The following is an 18,128-nucleotide window of genomic DNA, read 5'->3' as shown; positions in this document are numbered from 1 at the left end:
CTTTAACTGATCGGCATTAGAGCCACGGCTCCCTTTTTTAATTCATCAGATTCGCTTTAATTGAATTACGCACCCGCGACTTTCATCGACTCAAGCAGGATAGAACCCGTTTGAATTTGCGAACGTGTTTCTACGTCGTTACCCACAGCAACAATCTGAGTAAACATGTCTTTTAGGTTACCTGCGATTGTTACTTCTGATACTGGGTATTGGATCTCTCCGTTTTCAACCCAGAAACCTGCAGCGCCACGTGAATAATCACCCGTTACGGTGTTTACGCCTTGGCCCATCACTTCAGTGACTAGGAAGCCAGTACCCAACTCTTTTAGCATCTGCTCAAAGTTTTGACCGGTCGATTTAACGAACCAGTTATGAATACCACCAGCATGACCGGTTGGCGTCATATCCATCTTACGTGCGGCATAGCTCGTTAGTAGGTAAGTTGCTAGCACACCGTCAGTGATGATTTCACGATCTTGAGTGAACACACCTTCGCTATCGAATGGGCTTGAAGCCAAACCACGCAAGATATGTGGTCGCTCAGAAATGTTAAACCAGTCAGGTAGGATTTTCTGACCGAGATGATCCAATAGGAATGACGACTTGCGGTAAAGGTTACCGCCACTGATCGCCATAACAAGGTGACCAATCAAGCCAGTTGCCACATCATTAGCGAACATAATTGGGTACTGGCCTGTTGGTAGCTTTTTTGCATCCAAACGGCTAATGGTCTTTTCTGCAGCTTCTTGACCTACACGCTCAGGCGTCCACAGCTCGTCACGGTGACGTGCAACGGTGTAGCTGTAGTCACGCTCCATCTCACCGTTAGCGCCTTGCCCAATTACACAGCAGCTCGTGCTATGACGACTAGAAGCATAGCTTGCTAGTAAGCCATGGCTGTTACCATAAACCTTAACGCCATAGTGGCTGTCGTAGCTTGCGCCATCACTCTGTTTGATCTTATCGCTATAAGCTAACGCTTGCTTCTCAGCAGCAATCGCAATCTCAGCGGCATAGTCAGGGTTTGGTTCATCAGGGTGAAAAAGATCCAAATCTGGAATTTCTTTTACCATGTATTCTTTTGCCGCAGGACCGGCAAATGGGTCTTCAGAAGTGTACTGAGCGATATCAAGTGCGGCCGCGACGGTTTGAGCAATCGCCTTTTCACTCAGATCAGATGTAGATGCGCTGCCTTTTTTCTGGCCGCGATAAACAGTAATACCTAGCGCACCATCACTATTAAATTCAACGTTTTCCACTTCACACATACGTGTTGAAACACTTAAACCCGTTGACTTAGTAATAGCGACCTCAGCAGCGTCTGCACTCACTGACGCCATATCCAACGCTTTAGCTACTGCGGCTTCTAGCTCAACTCTTTGCTGGGCGACTTGCTGTTTTACATCCATATCTATTCTAATTTTTTAGGTCAATATTACGTAGGATAACAAGAATTTCGCTTTCTCCCCAAGATTCTTGCTAAAATAGGCAATATATTCGTTTGAGATAGTGACATAGGCAGAAAAGATGGCTCGCAAAAACCAAAAAGCCCCATGGGAACCAGAAGAAGAAATCATCTGGGTAAGTAAGACAGAAATGAAAACCGACATGGAAGCGCTACAAAAACTGGGGGAAGAACTTGTTTCCCTGAAGCCTTCTGTATTAGACAAGTTTCCTCTGTCTGAAGATTTGGCACAAGCGATTAAAGATGCACAACGCTTTAAAAATGAAGCGAAGCGCCGTCAACTTCAATACATTGGTAAAGTAATGCGCAATGTTGATCCTGAGCCAATTCAAGCGGCTTTGGATAAAGTACGTAACAAGCACTCGCAAGCAACCGCTGAACTGCACAAGCTTGAGCAACTGCGTGATCGCGTTGTTGCTGAAGGCGATGCTGCCATTTCAGAAGTCATGGACATGTACCCTGAAGCAGACCGTCAGCGTCTTCGTCAGCTAGCTCGCCAAGCTAACAAAGAGAAATCAGCGAACAAGCCAGCAAAGGCTTCTCGTGAAATCTTCCAAATCTTAAAAGAGCTAAAGCTAGAAGACTAACCTTTGTCGCTTTATTCTGTAAGACAATAAAAGACCTAGCGCATGCTAGGTCTTTTTGTTTTCTACGTACTCAATATCAGAGAGATTAAACAAGAGTGATGAATCGTCACTCACCCGCTTTAACAAATGAGCTTAATTCTGTCTGTGGATGATCCGCCGTCAGTGCCTCTATCGAGTCTTCAACCAACACCTTACCTAGCGCCACAAACACAAACTTATTCGCGATACTGCGTGCGTCACCTAAATGGTGAGTCACCATCAAGACCGTAATATTTCGCTCTGCCGCTAATCGCTTCACTAAGCTAAGCATCTCTTCACGCAGCAAAGGATCAAGCGCAGAGAAAGGTTCATCAAGCAGCCAAATATCATGAGGTTGGACAAAACAACGCGCTAACGCAACACGCTGGCGTTGACCGCCGGATAAGTGCTCAGGCAACCTATCCAAATACTCAGCGACGCCAACTTGCGCTGCGGCTTGCTCCACAGCTTGCTTTTGGGTTGCAGTAAGCTTTAAACCTGGATGCAGACCTAAACCAATATTTTCTCGCACCGTAAGGTGAGCAAACAGGTTGTGCTCTTGAAACAACATCGCCAACGGACGCTGATGTGCTTCTTTACCAATAAGCGACTGCCCAGCCACTGATATCTCACCCGATGTAGGCTCGATGAAACCAGCAACTAGCGCCAACAGTGTAGACTTACCCGCACCACTCGGCCCCATAAGCGCAACAATATCGCCCTGCTCAGCTTGAAAATCAAAGCTAAACAACTCTCTGTGATAGTGGTAATCCACATCTTTCATCACTAACATCATCGGTTCCTTAATTCTTTAGCATCGAGCTTAGATCTTCGAGTAAATAAGAATTCTATTAAGCTAAAACTGCCGACACTCAGTAACAGTAAGCTCACAGAAACTACCGCCGCCGCTTCCATTTGATAGCTGCCTAACAATTGGAATAGATACAAAGGCAGAGTTCTAAAATCTTGGCTACCAAACAAAGCAATCGCGCTTAAGTCACCCATCGCCAACATAAAGCTAATCGAGAAGGCTTGCGCCATCGGCTTACGCAATGCTCGCCACTCCACTAACCTAAAACGCGTGAAACCTGTCATACCCAAGCTTGCACACACATACTGGTACTGCTGAGACAAATGCAGCATAGGTTGAGCTAGGGTTTTAATTACGTAAGGCAGCGCCATTAAACTGTTGACGGCAATCACGATAAAGAAAGCTAAACTGAATACATCGGTGAATGAACGCAGTAATAAGAAGATACCCGTACTGATCACCAGCCCCGGAGTCACCAAGATAATAGTGCCAATCAGCTCGATTTTATCGGCTCGAAAATTCTTGTTCTGTAAACGCCATGCTCGGCTAGTCAGTAGTATGGCGATACCAATACCAACTGCGATAACACTTGCTAATGACGCGACTTTAACCGAGGTCATTAACGCCGCCCAAAACGGCTCGCTGCTGAGTACGGTTAATGCCTGCGAGTTAATTCCACTGACGATAACCATAGCTAATGGCGGCAATACCAGCATTGAGACTATGATGATCCAAAAGCTATCCCAAGCTTTTGACCACCAGCTGTCCTTAACCAAATATTTCTCTTCCGACAGCTGACTGGCCGTCACTGAAATAGGCTTCGATAGGCGTTGAATGCTCACCGCTAGCACACCACACAGCAGCATTTGCCATATCGCGAGCAAGGCACCAGCTTGAAGGTCAAAGTCGAATTTAATCGCCTGATAAATAGCGAGCTCGATAGTGGTTGATTTAGGTCCACCGCCTAGCGCCATCACGGTAGCAAAGCTGGTAAAACACAACATGAAGACTAAGCCACACACATGTGGTAATTGCTGTCTTAAGCGAGGCCATTCAACCCATCTGAATTTGTTCCAATGACTCATACCCAAGTGAGCACAAAGCTTGTGTTGCTCGGCAGGCACGGTATCTAACGCTTGCAGAAGTAAGCGACTGGCATAAGGCAAGTTGAAGAAAACGTGCGCCAGCAAAATACCATTCAATCCGTATATGGAAAATGGCAATTCAATATCGAAGTTCGCCAAAAACTTAGCTAACCAACCACTATTGCCATAGATCGCAAGTAAGCCAAATACACCCACTAACACTGGCAGGACTAAGGTCGACGCGAACAGCCTTAACAACAAAGCGCGTCCAAAAAATTGTCTACGACACAGCGCATGAGCAATAGGTATAGCAAAGCCAACACTCAGCACCGTTGAGAGTGTCGCCTGATAAAAACTGAATTTCGTTACATGCCAATAGTAGGGATCGGACCATACTTGGCTGATATCAAGAGAAGGGGCATTGCTAAGCAATGCCCCAACTGCTGAAACCACGAAGGCGGTAATGAGTATCGCTACCCAAATCCCAACCTTAGGTGTTTTCTTTATCATAGATTGATTTTTTACCGTAAATGGTTCGCTCAGTTAACATCGAACAAACCTTTAAATACAGAAAGTTAGAAAGCTAATTTTTTAAAAGCAAATTAAAAAGTAAGTGCACTCTGCCATTCACGAATCCATGGCTTACGCTTAGCTGCAATTTCTTCGGGCGTAAAGCTTAGCGCTTTCTGAGGAACCGTAAGTTGCTCGAACCCTTTTGGAAGCTCAATATCGGTCACTGGGTACATCCAGTTGCCTGTTGGCATCGCCGATTGGAATTCATCACTTAGGATAAACGCCATAAACTCATCAGCAAGCTTTTCGTTCTTGCTGCCTTTAACCTTAGCGGCCACTTCCACTTGAGTGTAATGCCCTTCTTCGAAGCTTGCTGCTGCATACTTAGAATCGCTTTCAGCAATAATATGGTAAGCCGGAGACGTTGTATAAGACAACACTAAATCCGACTCGCCTTCTAGGAACATAGAGTAAGCTTCAGACCAGCCTTTGGTTACAGTCACTGTTTTCTGAGCAAGCTTCTTCCATGCTGCTGTCGCTTCATCACCGTATACTGATTTCATCCAAAGCATCATGCCTTGGCCTGGTGTTGATGTACGTGGATCTTGGTAGATGACCTTAAGATCATCATGCTGCTCAACCAGTTCTTTCAAGCTCTTCGGCGGGTTTTCCAGTTTCTCTTTATTGTAAACAAAAGCAAAGTAGCCAAAGTCATAGGGTACAAAAGTGCTGTCGTTCCAACCATTAGGAAGCGTTACCGATGACGTATCAACATTATGCTCAGCCAATAAGCCCGTCGCTTTCGCTTCAGCCATCAGGTTGTTGTCGAGACCTAGTAAGATATCGGCTTTGCTGTTGCCGCCCTCAAGACGTAAACGGTTCAGAATAGACACGCCATCTTCTAGAGCGACAAAATTCACTTCACAACCACACTTCTCTTCGAATGCTTTTTCAACGGCAGGACGAGGGCCCCAATCCGCAGCAAAAGAGTCATAGGTGTATACAGTCAAAGTGTTGTCTGCAGCAAAGGCAGAAAAAGAAATAGCTGTAGTAACAGCAAGGGTAGTTAATGTGAATTTCACTGGACGCTCTCCATGGTCTGAGCGGCACAGGTTTGAGGGAGGAGAACGGTAGAGGTTGTTCCTAACTCAATTCCTACGCCAGCATTATCTGGTTCAGGTTTACGGGTCCCAAGCACCTGCTTGATCTCAGCTCGCATTCATTATTTGAATGGTTCGCTCCCCGATGAGTGTTCAGAATTGTAATTTGATTTTTAACAATAAGCTATCAAGTTTGGATCAATTACGTTGATCGTAACCCCAACGTGGCACTAAACCTTGTTCGATACCAAGGTGATCTAGAATACGCGCCACCATAAAGTCGACCAGATCTTCAATTGACTTGGGTTGATGATAAAAACCCGGAGCTGCAGGCATGATCGTTACGCCCATGGTCGAAAGTTTGTGCATGTTCTCGAGATGAAGCGTCGAAAATGGCGTCTCGCGAACCACCAACAACAATTGGCCTCGCTCTTTCATGACTACGTCTGCTGCTCGCTCAATCAGGTTATCTGATAGACCATGAGCAATCGAAGCCAAGCTTCCCGCTGAACATGGACAAACGACCATCTGTTTAGGTGCTGCTGAACCAGAGGCAACCGGCGAGAACCAATCATCTTTGCCACACACCACCAGCTTTTCAGGGTCGCAGCCAAGATGTTTAACCAAAGCTTGTTTCGCCGCATCTGGCCCAGCAGGTAACTTAAGTTCATGCTCGGTCGCCAATACCACTCGCGCTGCCGATGAAATCAGCAAGTAGACCTGATAATCGGCTGCCAAAAGGCATTCAAGTAAACGCAGGCCATAAGGCGCACCGGATGCGCCAGTGAAAGCAAGGGTTATCGCTTTATCGTGTTTTGTCATGTTCTCAATTACTTCAAATTATAAGGTCGTGGATGCCGTTAGCCTTTGAGTGCCAATCCATCCAACAGTTTTTGATGAATGCCACCAAAGCCACCATTACTCATTACCAAAATTTGGTCGCCAGCTTGTGCCTCTGAGACAATTTTAGCAACGAATGCATCCATGTCATCACTCACGTGTGCCGGTTGGTGACAAGCGTCTGCAACATCTTGAACTGACCAATCAATGTTATCCGGTTGGAATAAGTAGGTAGAATCCGCTTGTTTAAGCGAATCAGCCAAGGTTTCTTTATGCACACCACGTTTCATGGTGGCGGAACGAGGCTCTAAAACGGCAATGATTTTTTTCGAGTCGACCTTATTACGTAAGCCGCCGAGCGTAAGTTCAATCGCCGTTGGGTGATGAGCAAAATCATCATAAACAGACACACCTGCCACCTCGCCTTTAAACTCCAAACGGCGCTTAGTATTAATAAAGGTAGCTAGTGATTCACAAGCAAGGTCAGGTGTCACGCCCACATGACGTGCAGCTGCAATCGCCATCAAAGCATTATTTACGTTGTGGTCGCCCACTAAATCCCAATTTACGGTTCCAACACATTCATTTTGGAAGTAAACCTCAAATTGAGAGCCATCTTTGACCAGTTTCTTGGCATCCCAGTCGCCTTGCTCGCCACTCGATTCAGTTTCACTCCAGCAACCGCGAGCTAGAACATCTTCAATAGCGCTGTCTTGCTTAGGTGAGAAAATGCGACCATTGCTTGGCACAGTACGCACCAAATGATGAAATTGTCGCTTAATCGCTTCAAGATCGTCAAAGATGTCCGCATGATCAAACTCTAGGTTATTCATCACTAAGGTTCTTGGGTGGTAATGAACGAACTTAGATCGTTTATCGAAAAAAGCACTGTCGTATTCGTCGGCTTCTACCACGAAGAACATGCTTTCACCAAGGCGAGCAGAGATACCAAAGTTACCCAACACTCCGCCAACTAAGAAGCCCGGTGCATAGCTACAGTCTTCCAAGATCCAAGCCAACATGCTTGATGTCGTGGTCTTACCGTGCGTTCCCGATACCGCTAACACCCAACGGTCATGCAGTAAGAACTCTTGCAACCACTGAGGACCAGAGGTGTATCTAAGGTTGTTATCCAACACATACTCAACACACGGATTACCGCGGCTCATTGCGTTACCGATAACCACGAGATCTGGCCTTGGTTCTAATTGGCTAGGGTCGAACCCTTCAATAATTTCAATCCCTTGTGATTCCAACAAGGTGCTCATTGGTGGGTAAACATTCGCGTCACTACCCGTAACCTTGTGACCTAATTGACGAGCCAATACCGCAGCACCACCCATGAAGGTGCCACAAATTCCTAAGATATGAATATGCATAAATTGCTTCCAAACGCTTGGCTAAATAAACAGTGCCTAATTAAAACGGCTTGCACTCATTATCATTAAATGGCGATTAAAAGCGAGCAGCAATGCAAAACAAATTGAGTCGACATAGTAAGTGAGATCTGTGTCGCTTAGTTCATTACCATTAAAAAGATCTAACCTTTAGAATTTAGGTAAGCGTCTAGATGAATAAAGCCCACTCAAGAGGCCGAATCTACAGTGCTCAAATCCCCCCCTAATATTGAGAGAAGTTTAAGGAAATAACATGTCTGAGATGCGCACCCTTGGTGAGTTCATTGTTGAGAAACAGAGTGACTTCCCCCATGCAAGCGGTGATCTATCATCCCTTTTGTCGTCTATTCGACTTGCTGCAAAAATTGTTAACCGTGAGATCAACAAGGCTGGCCTAGTCGACATCACTGGCGCTGTTGGTACAGACAACGTGCAAGGTGAAGAGCAGCAAAAGCTAGACCTTTACGCGAACGACAAATTTAAAGCGGCTCTAGAAGCCCGTGACCAAGTTTGTGGTGTTGCAAGTGAAGAAGAAGACGAAGCTGTCGCCTTCAATAAAGAGCTCAACAAAAACGCAAAATACGTTGTACTGATGGATCCACTAGATGGCTCATCAAACATCGATGTAAATGTATCGGTTGGTACAATTTTCTCTATCTACCGTCGAGTATCACCGATCGGTACACCACCAACACAAGAAGATTTCTTACAGCCAGGACACAAGCAAGTAGCCGCGGGTTACGTGATTTACGGTTCTTCAACCATGCTTGTATACACAACAGGTGCTGGCGTAAATGGCTTCACCTACGACCCATCACTGGGTACCTTCTGCCTATCTCATGAAAACATGATGATTCCAGACGAAGGTAAGATTTACTCAATCAACGAAGGTAATTACATCCGCTTCCCTACGGGTGTTAAGAAGTACATCAAGTACTGCCAAGAAAATGAGCCAAGCGACAACCGCCCTTACACATCACGTTACATCGGTTCTCTAGTATCAGATTTCCACCGTAACCTTTTGAAAGGCGGCATCTACTTGTACCCAAGCACGCAAAGTCACCCTCAAGGTAAACTGCGTCTGCTTTACGAGTGCAACCCTATTGCTTTCCTTATGGAGCAAGCTGGCGGTATTGCATCAGACGGTGCACAGCGTATCATGGATATCAAACCAACTGAGCTACACCAACGTGTGCCTTTCTTCGTTGGTTCAACAAAAATGGTACGTAAAGTAGAAGAGTTTCTTGAGCTGAACCCTGAGTAACCCTCTCATTTCATTCTCAAACTAACGCTATTAAAAAGCCAGCACCTCAGTGCTGGCTTTTTGTTGTCTCGTAAGGTGATTAACTAGTTAGGAATCATTGTTCCGCTGACACCAGTTACCCGAAAGTATTTCTTTATTAGCTGTTAGATCAAGCTGATACAAATATACCCATGCTAATCCAAATATAGTCTCTATTTGCTCGCGACGATACTCAACAGGAACATCTTCTAGCCGATCGAGCGACTCTAAAATTTCGTCGTTAATGATATAGACCTCACCAGCGACACTTTTCTTTCCCAAAATCATCGCCGGATAGGCACCTAAATCAAAAAGTGCGTATTCCTTAGGTGTATCAAACTGCCCTAATAAATCGCAGCCCTGCAAATAATGGTGATTGGACTGACCTTGCCTCAAGGTTCCATAGACAAAAACAAGATGCTGCATATGCCCTCCCATACGGCTCTACTCGAACTCAAATTGATAGAGAAGATCCACAGCACTGTCTAGGCCAGAAACAGCTTCAACATAGAGATCCTGCATCAATCTATAACGAACGGTAAACTCACCTAACGAGTTAAAGATACCCACACCATACTTCACCTGTAAGCCAGGCAGGATGTAACCACTTACCGTCACTTGAGAGTCATCGCCAGAGCCTGCAGTATCCAGTTGCAAGTCCTTTACACCAAAGGCTTCACCGATTTCACCAACAACCTTACCACTCTTCGCTAAACTCAAACCGATTAAAGTCGTTGTCATCGAACCGCTCGACTCACCGTCGATATCTTGGCCACGCAAAATATAAGACAGTGCGTTCGCTTGTGGCATCGCTGGGTCAGAATAAATCTCGATGGTAGGCTCTGTCGCAGGGCCAGTCACTCGAATACCAGCGGTCACGTCATCCTGAGTATTATCAGGATTACGAATCGCGTTGATGGCTACGTATGGCTGATCCGGTGGTCCATTCATTAGGATCTTACCCTCTTCGATCAAGAGGTCTTGCCCGAATGATTGATAAGTACCATCGACGATGTTCACTTCACCTGTAATAAATGGACCTTGGTCTTTTTGAGCCACGTTGAGCTTACCGACCAAATCACCTTCAAGACCGAAGGCAGACAGTTTAAAGTCATCACCAATGGAGATATTAATATTCGTCATCACATTGAATGGATTCGTATCTTCGTTTTCTGGCTCTAGATCTTTATTCAAAATAACCTGATCAGAAGAGACGCCAACCGCTGACGGTGGTAAATCTTCAACAACAATTCGTCCCCATGGTAATGCAATATCACCGGTGATTTTCGCCAGATCTGGTGTGACATCAATAGTCATATCAGGTACGACCTTCACCTTAACCATCGGTGGGATATCAACCATCAACTCATCAGCGAAAACTCTAACGTTCGAATGCCATGCTTTAAGATCTTGCCAATCTCCGGTTCCCTCAATATCAAGGTGACCATCAGGTGTTTCGACATTCGCATCCAGTTTTGCACTATAACCATCAAAGTCGAGGTCGATGCGGCCATCTTTCACATCAACAGGCGTAACATCGCCTTTGACTTGAATACCATCAACAGAGAATTGACCAAAGACTTGAGGGTGCATCAGAGAGCCTTTAACTTGAAGATCACTCTCAAGGTCGGCTTTCAATAAGCTGTATTCACCTAGAATTGGTTGTAAGAAATCAAGATGGAACGTGGTCAGCTTAATTGCCGCATCGACCATTTTGTCTTCGGCAAGAATATCCGGTAACGACACCGTGCCAGACAGGTCACCATTGTCGGAAACATCCAACTTAAAATCGGCATCCAGTTTGTTGTCTTTCAGTTGGGCATTCAATGCAACGCTTTCCCAACCCAGTGTGATTGGCTCACCCACTTGTTGAACAACCTGACCTTTCGGCATATCAACGCTTACCGTGACTTCAGGCTCATCTTGTTCAGACCACTTTGCATGAGCAGTCGCATTGACTAAGCCCTGTAATTGCGTCTCTTTAGGCACAAAGGCTTTAATCTGCTCGAAATCGAATTGATTGATGGCTACCTTGGCCTCACCCGATTTTCCGACACGAACGTCTTCATCCAAACACACGCTCGAACCCGATTGTTTCCAACAGTGCGCTTGAACATCGGCAAACTGTTTATCAACATCCGCATTTATCGCGACAGGTTGATCTAACACCCAAGGGCCTTGCTGAGTGGTGATTTTGACTCTGTCTAACGATCCATACCAAATAAGAGAAGGCTTTTGAATCAACTCTCCGGAAATAGCTAAGCTTGTAGACACGATGTCGGATATCACATCAAGTGTCACTGTGTGTTTCTTCTCACCACCACTCACCGTGAGATCAATGCTTTTTACGCTCTGATCTTGATAGGTTAGGTTGTTAGCTTTTAATTCAAGATCAGCTTGAGCTTCAGGCAATGGCAGAGGAACCACAGAACCATTAAGCGACAAGGATTCTAGTGTTGCTTCGTTATTCCAATCTACCTTATCCACATTTAGAGCGAGATCGACTTCAGGCTTTTTCGTTGGACCACTGAGCTGGATGTTACCAATCACTTTACCTTTCAAATCAGGGACGCTTTTTACAAGCTCAGGGAAGTGAATCTCAACACCCATGTCCCATTTCTTATCAAGCTCACCCTGAGCCTTAATCGAGTTAACACCGTGAGCTAAGCTCAAACCACTGGTTTTCAGTTTTGGTTCACCGCTCGCGCTGCGATCCGACGCTGACAACTGACCTTCGATATCCAGAGGGTATTCTCGCAAGATCCCTTCAATATCCAATTTAGGCAGTTCAATCGCCCAGCCGCCCGCTTCAGTCAACTCACCTGAGGTGACGATGTTTCCACTAATGTTGCCCTCAGCTTCAGGCCACTGCAGACCCGGTTGAATATCTTTGAGTGTCACGTCAGCTTGCCAGTTAACGAGACTCTTCCAGTTCGCTTTAACGACACCGTTAAGCTCACCGCCTAGCGTGTTGAGCTTTAGACGCTCGAGAACAATTTGTTCCGTCGTGCCTTTACCCTGTAGATCGATGGCTAATTCAGGGATTTCCTTACCATCGGCTTCACCTTTAAGAAGAACATTAAAACCATCTAGTGAGCCATCAGCTTTAAATTGCTCAATTGTCGCTTGGTAATCGCTTTTTCCGGTAAGGGGCCACTGTGCTTGTCCGCCCTCTAAAAGAAGGTCAAATGGCAGAGTCGGTTCTAAGGGTTGAATATCCCCAGACAACTTTGCCTCAATCAGCTCAGAAAATTGGGAGTCTAGGTTTAGCTTAGCCACGCTGCCTTGTGCTTTCAGAGACAACTTCTGCCCAACAAGGTCGGTTTCTTTCACCAACGCATCCAAAGAAAGTTCTAGCGGGTAACCGCCCTTGAGCTCAACCTTCGTGGTTAGATTGGCGCTTGCTTGTGGCATATCGAGTTCGAGAGTTGAAACATCAACCGTGTGTTTGCCCGCGCGAGCTTCTAGCCCAAGGTGGTTAACAACGATTGGTGTTTCTTGTTCTAAGGTGAAACGGTTGAGGTCAAAACGCTCCAACACAACCTGCAGAGGAATCCAGACTTCCGGCAATTCGATAGCCGTTTTAACGGCAGCTTTTGGCTCAACCTTTTCTGCTTGCGGTTCTTCTGTCGACTCAGCGAGTTTAACCTTAAGATCATTGAATAAGGTTGGCGATACAGTTAGCTTTTCGCCCTGCATACTCAAAGCCGTAGAGAACAAGCTCCATTCAATTTCATGCCCTAAGATATTCAACTTGATATCAGACAAAGCGATACGGTTGATTACGATTGGCAACGGTGTTTTTACCGATGTTACGGGCGGAGTAGGTTCTGTTTCTTCTGTAGAGGCCGGAGGCAGTTCAGTAAATGCGAAGTCCAATCCTTGAATCGCTAAACGATCGACACACAACTTAGGGTCGAGCAGACAGCGAGGATTAATCGCCAAGTTCAGCTTTTGAACTTTGGTGTCTATATGCAGGCTGTCATCTTTAAACTGAACATTATTAAGCGTAAAGCTCGGGAACAGAGCCCCTTTAGTGCTTTCCACTTTAAGCTGTGGCAACGCTTTTTCAGCGCCCCACAACACAGTGTTCAACCCTGGATTGGTGAACAAAACAAAACCTAGCAAGGCTATCAACAACAGCAAAATAGACGTCAATGAGATCGACGTCCACTTGATGCACTTGCCCATCACTTTGATCATAATTCTGGCCCTAAACTAAAGTGTAACTGGAACTCATCACCTTTTGCTGCATCTAGACCCCAAGCAAAATCTAAGCTCACAGGGCCGACGGGCGACGCCCAACGAACCCCGACGCCGGTACCATGTTTCCATTCAGGTTTATCATTGAAGGCATCACCAATGTCGTAGAATGCTGCGCCCCACCAGTTTCCAACCAAGCGGTATTGGTATTCAAACGAGCTGGTTGCAATGAATTTGGCACCCGTTAGTGCGCCACTTTCATCTCGAGGAGAGATCGACTCATAACCATAACCACGAATGCTATTGTCACCACCAGCAAAGAATCTTAGGGAGGGAGATAGCTTATCAAACTCGTCGGCAAAGTTGCCGCCAAATTGAAGTCGAGTTAAGCCTCGGTGATTGTCGCCAATGCTTCGAATCCAAGCGGTTTGACCTTGAAAACGAACAACCTTAGCTTCAGATAACAAGGTATCATCACCCGCTTCAACCATAATGGTTTGTTTATCGCCCCACATCGGCATCGAACCGCCTCGCGTTCGAGTGCGTGAGAAAGAGATACCCGGCAGCACAAATTGCGCTAAATCATCCTGCAAACCTTGCTCATAGTTTTCGACCAAGTATCGAATGAAGACCGTGCGTTGCCAACCGTTATCCAGTCGCCAATATCTTTCTAGCGCTAAGTTTGACTCCAAACTCTTGGTATCACGATTATCCAAGTTTTTCATACCGTACTTAACTTGATAGTAGTCGTTCAGCACGTCATCCAGAGGGATTTTATAGGTAGCGGTAATCGTCTGTTCAGGTTTAGAAATCGACAGGCTGCTATTGAAGCTATGGCCTTGTTCATTAACCCAAGGTTTTTTCCACTTCAGAGTGCCTTTTACGCCAAGGTCGGTGGATACACCGATACCCGTTTCGATTTGGTTACGAGCTTGCGGAGCAAGGCTAACCTTCATCGGGATCTCTCGGCCTTCGCCTAACTGGCTTAAATCTGGTTCAACAAATACCGAGGAGAACCAATCCGTATTGGACAGGTTTTGGTTGTACTCACCGACTTTGGTGATTGAGTAAGGTTCGCCATCCTCAAATGGTTTAAGTGACTGCACCTTATCTTCTTCTATCTGGCTACCAGTAACCTGAGTAGTACCAAAGTGATAGCGGATACCACTGTTATAATGAAGACGAACATAAGCGCGGTTCAATTCAGGAGCGACTTCTAGCTTACTAAGATCATAAGCACCATCGAAGTAGCCTTTCGCTAAGCCAAGGTTGCGGATCGACGATTTCAAAGAGTCATAATTACCATGATTCAGAGTCGAACCTTTAGACAAGCTACTCTTCGCTATCAAGGCTAAAAAGTCTGGGTCATCCTTGGCTTCACCAGTTAGAACGATATCTGAAGTATAAATAACAACAGGCTCTCCCGGCTCAACCGTAACGGTCATTTCGGTATCATCTTCGGAGTGAGTAAATGTGATTTTAGGGTGGTAGTAGCCTAACGCATTCAGGGCTTCTTTAATCATAGATTCCAAGCGGGATTGGAATCTTAGTGAAACCGAATACTCTTCTTCAGGGATCGCACTCAGATAAGCATCAACATTATCCTCAAGCGCTCCATCTAGCCCTTTGATTTCAAGGGAAACGTCAGCGAAAGCGAGCGTCGATGACAATAGAGTGCCAATCAGAACTGGTAAAGTTTTTCTTATCATGTTTAATTGGTGAAGAAGTTATCAATACGTTAATAAGTGAAAAGAAATAATACCGCTAAATAGGCATTGAGTCTGTAATAAATCCTGGAATAACACGGTCTAATTTAAAGACTTATTCAATATTGACCAACAGTTAATATGAACCCACGTTAAATAAAAGCCAGCGCGGTAAACGTATGCGAAAAGGAATATAACATGCTAAACAAACAACAACTGGTTTCTGCAGCAACCGCACTACCGGGAAATGCTGACCCAATTCGAATCACTGAGCGCCATTTCGTCAATCAAACCGACCTGCTCGATGCACCCACGGGCTCTCAACAAGAAGTCCTGTTTGGTATGGGGTGCTTCTGGGGAGCTGAGCGTTTGTTTTGGCAATTGGATGGCGTTATTTCAACATCCGTTGGTTACGCTGGCGGATACACAGTTAATCCCACTTATGAACAAGTATGTACTGGGCAAACCGGCCATACCGAGGTCGTTCGTGTCATATTTGATAGTGAACAAACCTCTCTAGCTCGAATACTTGAAACCTTTTGGGAGCGTCATGACCCAACTCAAGGGATGCGCCAAGGCAACGATTTAGGGACTCAGTACCGTTCTGCGATTTACACCTTCAGTGAAGAACAACAATCTATCGCTGAGCACTCTAAACGTGAATATCAACGAGCAATGACTGAATCTTTAGGCAACGAGATCACGACGGAAGTTCTGCCTGCTGGAAAATATTTTTTCGCAGAAACCTACCACCAGCAATACCTAGCTAAAAATCCGAATGGGTATTGCGGGTTGGGTGGAACAGGTGTGTGCTTCCCTCCACAATAAAGTGCCGTTCGACATACCATCGTGAACGACACGCATTAAAAAAGGGCTTCCATCAGGAAGCCCTTTTCATTGTTAATCTATTCGGTGCAAGACAAATCGATAAAGCTCAGTTACACCGGCAACGCTGCAATGGTGCCGTTAACTTCTTTAAAAATAGTGAGCTTTTGTTTGTCTGAAACTTCAGGAAGTAGCACCTTGCCTTGGTCGAAGCGAAACTCTCCAACACCTTCAATAGCAAATTGGCCTTTAAACAGGACTTTAACGAAACGCGCCACCTGACGTGGACGGTAAGTAGAAAATTTTCTTAACATAATACAACCTCAATTCCATTTGAGTACTACAGTCACATACCTGAACAGCGTCGCTGTTCAAAGCACATTTAATCGCTAATTCCTTTAGCAAACAGCAAGATAATCTATTGTTCATCTTGATATTGATGCATTATACCTTTTGGTAACAAGCCTGCAACTTCTTTCTACGTCGTACGATAAAAAAGTTAAAGAAGCATTTTTCAAATTTCATATTATACTTCCTGTGCAAACCAATAAGCGGAACAAAAATATAATGAAAAACAAAACTCTACTGGCTTTTCTAGCCGCAGCCTCTCCACTCTTCGCCAATGCTCACAACCTATCAGTAGGCGCTACCCTGCCTGCCGTTGATGTGAGTAACTATGGTGAGATTGTTCTAAACGACGGAAATACTGGATATCAAGCTTGGGCAACCAATGATCTTCTAGGTAAAGTTCGCGTCGTTCAAGCTATCGCTGGCCGCAGCAGCTCTAAAGAGCTCAACGCACCACTGATGGCAGCCATTACCGCATCGAAATTCTCAGAAGACAGCTACCAAACCACCACTATCATCAACCAAGATGATGCGATTTGGGGTACTGGGTCTTTTGTTAAGTCCTCTGCCGAAAGCAGCAAAGAAGAATTTCCATGGTCTTCTATGGTCCTAGATGAAGACGGCGCCGTTGCGTCAACATGGGCTCTAAAAGAAGAAAGCTCAGCGATTATCGTTCAAGACAAGCAAGGTAAAATCTTGTTTGTAAAAGAAGGTGCATTAAACGAATCAGAAGTCACTCAAGTCATTGAGTTGATTAAAGCGAGCCTTTAATAAGATATTCGCGTCTTTTTCGAGACCTAACCAAAGGATATTGTTATATTATAACAGTATCCTTTTTTTAATTCTGTGGTTAATCATCCTGATGTGGCAAAACACACCCAACAATGTGAAACGCAAAACAGGCTTCTTGCTTGGGCTTATGCTCATGTTAAGCGTGTTAGCCGCAACACACATTGTGGATATCGCACCAGAGCACCACACTTCACACCATTGTGAGCTGTTTTCGCTTAATCAGTTCATCACAGCGCACTCACTACCACAGATTCCAGAGTTCCATTCGGAATTTACTGTCGCTATTACAGAGTCAGTAACTTCACTACAGCGGCTATATTTCGCTTATTTGGCACGCTCACCTCCTGTAAATATCACTTAATTACCACTACTTTTTAATTAACCTTTATTCAGGAAAAAACATGAAACCTACTTTTTTAGCCGTTGTTATCGGCATGACTGTCTCTACAAATGCTCTAGCTAACGAAGAATTCCGCTCTCATGATGCACACGTACATGGCCAAGTTGAAGTAAACATCGCGCAAGATGGGCAAGAATTGCTTGTTGAAGTAACAGCTCCAGGCGCAGATGTGGTTGGGTTTGAACATGCTCCAAAAACTGCAGAACAGAAGAAAGTGTTTGAACAGGCTATCGCACAATTAAACAAGCCAGAAGAGCTGTTTAGTTTTAACAATGCGAGTTGTACTCTGAAGTTCAAGTCAGTAGCAAACACCTTAGAAGGCGGTCATGACGACCATGAAGGCCATGACCATGCGGAACACGGTCATGGCGACCACAAAGACCATGATCACGCTGAACACGATCATGACGACCACAAAGACCATGACCACGCTGAACACGATCATGATGACCACAAAGACCATGACCACGCTGAGCACGATCATGATGACCACGAAGGTCACGACCACCACGATCACTCAGAAGATGGCCACGGTGAGTTCACTGTTGAGTACCACTATGAATGTTCAGATGTTGCTAAGCTAGACACAGTTAGCACTCAGTGGTTCTCTAAGTTCAGCAACACTGAAAAAATGACGGTGAACCTACTAACAGACACAGCTCAAGTACAAGAAGTGCTTAACGCAGAGCGTATTAGTTTCCGATTCTAATCACTCCTAGATCGGATTAAACGTAAAATAAACAGCCAGGTAAGTCA

16 protein-coding genes and 1 riboswitch are annotated in these 18,128 nt (G+C 45.2%); of the genes, 6 read left to right on the top strand and 10 right to left on the bottom strand.

Annotated elements, in window-relative coordinates:
• Positions 1–65 precede the first annotated feature (65 nt).
• Positions 66–1,409: a metalloprotease PmbA gene (gene pmbA / locus AB4583_RS14745; RefSeq protein ID WP_372117998.1), complete on the bottom strand. Its 1,344-nt coding sequence runs from the start codon at positions 1,407–1,409 to the stop codon at positions 66–68.
• 118 nt (positions 1,410–1,527) lie between these two features.
• Here pmbA and yjgA point away from each other — a divergent pair, with 118 nt between their 5' ends.
• On the top strand, positions 1,528–2,052 hold the full coding sequence (gene yjgA, locus AB4583_RS14740) for a ribosome biogenesis factor YjgA (protein ID WP_017069408.1): 525 nt from the start codon (positions 1,528–1,530) through the stop codon (positions 2,050–2,052).
• 106 nt (positions 2,053–2,158) lie between these two features.
• Here yjgA and thiQ read toward each other — a convergent pair whose 3' ends face one another.
• The 5 genes from thiQ to mpl form a co-directional block, all read right to left on the bottom strand.
• Positions 2,159–2,863: a thiamine ABC transporter ATP-binding protein gene (gene thiQ, locus AB4583_RS14735; protein ID WP_017071293.1), complete on the bottom strand. Its 705-nt coding sequence runs from the start codon at positions 2,861–2,863 to the stop codon at positions 2,159–2,161.
• Positions 2,863–4,476, bottom strand: coding sequence for a thiamine/thiamine pyrophosphate ABC transporter permease ThiP (thiP, locus tag AB4583_RS14730; RefSeq protein WP_017058907.1), 1,614 nt, complete (start codon positions 4,474–4,476; stop codon positions 2,863–2,865). The genes thiQ and thiP overlap by 1 nt, the downstream gene beginning before the upstream one ends.
• 92 nt (positions 4,477–4,568) lie before the next feature.
• The gene (gene thiB / locus AB4583_RS14725; protein ID WP_372117994.1) at positions 4,569–5,561 is read right to left on the bottom strand and encodes a thiamine ABC transporter substrate binding subunit; all 993 of its coding nucleotides are present in this window, start codon (positions 5,559–5,561) and stop codon (positions 4,569–4,571) included.
• Positions 5,562–5,614: 53 nt separating this feature from the next.
• Positions 5,615–5,734, bottom strand: a riboswitch (TPP riboswitch).
• 43 nt (positions 5,735–5,777) lie between these two features.
• On the bottom strand, positions 5,778–6,401 hold the full coding sequence (locus AB4583_RS14720; protein ID WP_016787846.1) for a flavin prenyltransferase UbiX: 624 nt from the start codon (positions 6,399–6,401) through the stop codon (positions 5,778–5,780).
• Positions 6,402–6,439: 38 nt separating this feature from the next.
• Entirely contained in the window at positions 6,440–7,798 is a 1,359-nt protein-coding gene (gene mpl / locus AB4583_RS14715) for a UDP-N-acetylmuramate:L-alanyl-gamma-D-glutamyl-meso-diaminopimelate ligase (protein WP_372117991.1), read from the bottom strand.
• Positions 7,799–8,069: 271 nt separating this feature from the next.
• Here mpl and fbp point away from each other — a divergent pair, with 271 nt between their 5' ends.
• A complete protein-coding gene (fbp, locus tag AB4583_RS14710; RefSeq protein ID WP_017063728.1) occupies positions 8,070–9,080 on the top strand; it encodes a class 1 fructose-bisphosphatase in 1,011 nt (336 codons plus the stop codon).
• An 87-nt stretch (positions 9,081–9,167) separates the two neighbouring features.
• Here fbp and AB4583_RS14705 read toward each other — a convergent pair whose 3' ends face one another.
• The 3 genes from AB4583_RS14705 to AB4583_RS14695 are packed head-to-tail and all read right to left on the bottom strand — an operon-like array spanning position 9,168 to position 15,010.
• Entirely contained in the window at positions 9,168–9,524 is a 357-nt protein-coding gene (locus tag AB4583_RS14705) for a gamma-glutamylcyclotransferase (protein ID WP_017069403.1), read from the bottom strand.
• Between the two features lie 18 nt (positions 9,525–9,542).
• Positions 9,543–13,301: a translocation/assembly module TamB domain-containing protein gene (locus tag AB4583_RS14700; protein WP_136979532.1), complete on the bottom strand. Its 3,759-nt coding sequence runs from the start codon at positions 13,299–13,301 to the stop codon at positions 9,543–9,545.
• Positions 13,298–15,010, bottom strand: coding sequence for an autotransporter assembly complex family protein (locus tag AB4583_RS14695; protein WP_372051561.1), 1,713 nt, complete (start codon positions 15,008–15,010; stop codon positions 13,298–13,300). Before AB4583_RS14695 ends, AB4583_RS14700 begins: the two co-directional genes overlap by 4 nt.
• Before the next feature lie 195 nt (positions 15,011–15,205).
• Here AB4583_RS14695 and msrA point away from each other — a divergent pair, with 195 nt between their 5' ends.
• Entirely contained in the window at positions 15,206–15,835 is a 630-nt protein-coding gene (msrA, locus tag AB4583_RS14690) for a peptide-methionine (S)-S-oxide reductase MsrA (RefSeq protein WP_017058899.1), read from the top strand.
• A gap of 110 nt (positions 15,836–15,945) precedes the next feature.
• Here the strand turns inward: msrA and AB4583_RS14685 are convergent, their stop codons facing one another.
• The gene (locus AB4583_RS14685) at positions 15,946–16,146 is read right to left on the bottom strand and encodes a DUF1107 family protein (RefSeq protein ID WP_017058898.1); all 201 of its coding nucleotides are present in this window, start codon (positions 16,144–16,146) and stop codon (positions 15,946–15,948) included.
• A 253-nt stretch (positions 16,147–16,399) separates the two neighbouring features.
• On the opposite strand from AB4583_RS14685, the gene AB4583_RS14680 reads away from it, so the two are divergent.
• The 3 genes from AB4583_RS14680 (at position 16,400) to AB4583_RS14670 (ending at position 18,081) form a co-directional block, all read left to right on the top strand.
• Positions 16,400–16,951 (top strand): YtfJ family protein, encoded by a 552-nt coding sequence (locus AB4583_RS14680; RefSeq protein ID WP_017063723.1) that lies wholly within the window; start codon positions 16,400–16,402, stop codon positions 16,949–16,951.
• Between the two features lie 91 nt (positions 16,952–17,042).
• Positions 17,043–17,333: a DUF2607 family protein gene (locus AB4583_RS14675; protein WP_029235627.1), complete on the top strand. Its 291-nt coding sequence runs from the start codon at positions 17,043–17,045 to the stop codon at positions 17,331–17,333.
• Between the two features lie 40 nt (positions 17,334–17,373).
• Positions 17,374–18,081: a DUF2796 domain-containing protein gene (locus tag AB4583_RS14670; RefSeq protein WP_372117985.1), complete on the top strand. Its 708-nt coding sequence runs from the start codon at positions 17,374–17,376 to the stop codon at positions 18,079–18,081.
• Positions 18,082–18,128: the final 47 nt, after the last annotated feature.

Source organism: Vibrio sp. 10N.222.49.C12, from assembly GCF_041475025.1.
Taxonomy (GTDB): Bacteria; Pseudomonadota; Gammaproteobacteria; order Enterobacterales; family Vibrionaceae; genus Vibrio; species Vibrio crassostreae_C.
The sequence above is the reverse complement of the archived record's forward strand: the minus strand, read 5'-3'. Positions and strand labels throughout refer to the sequence as shown.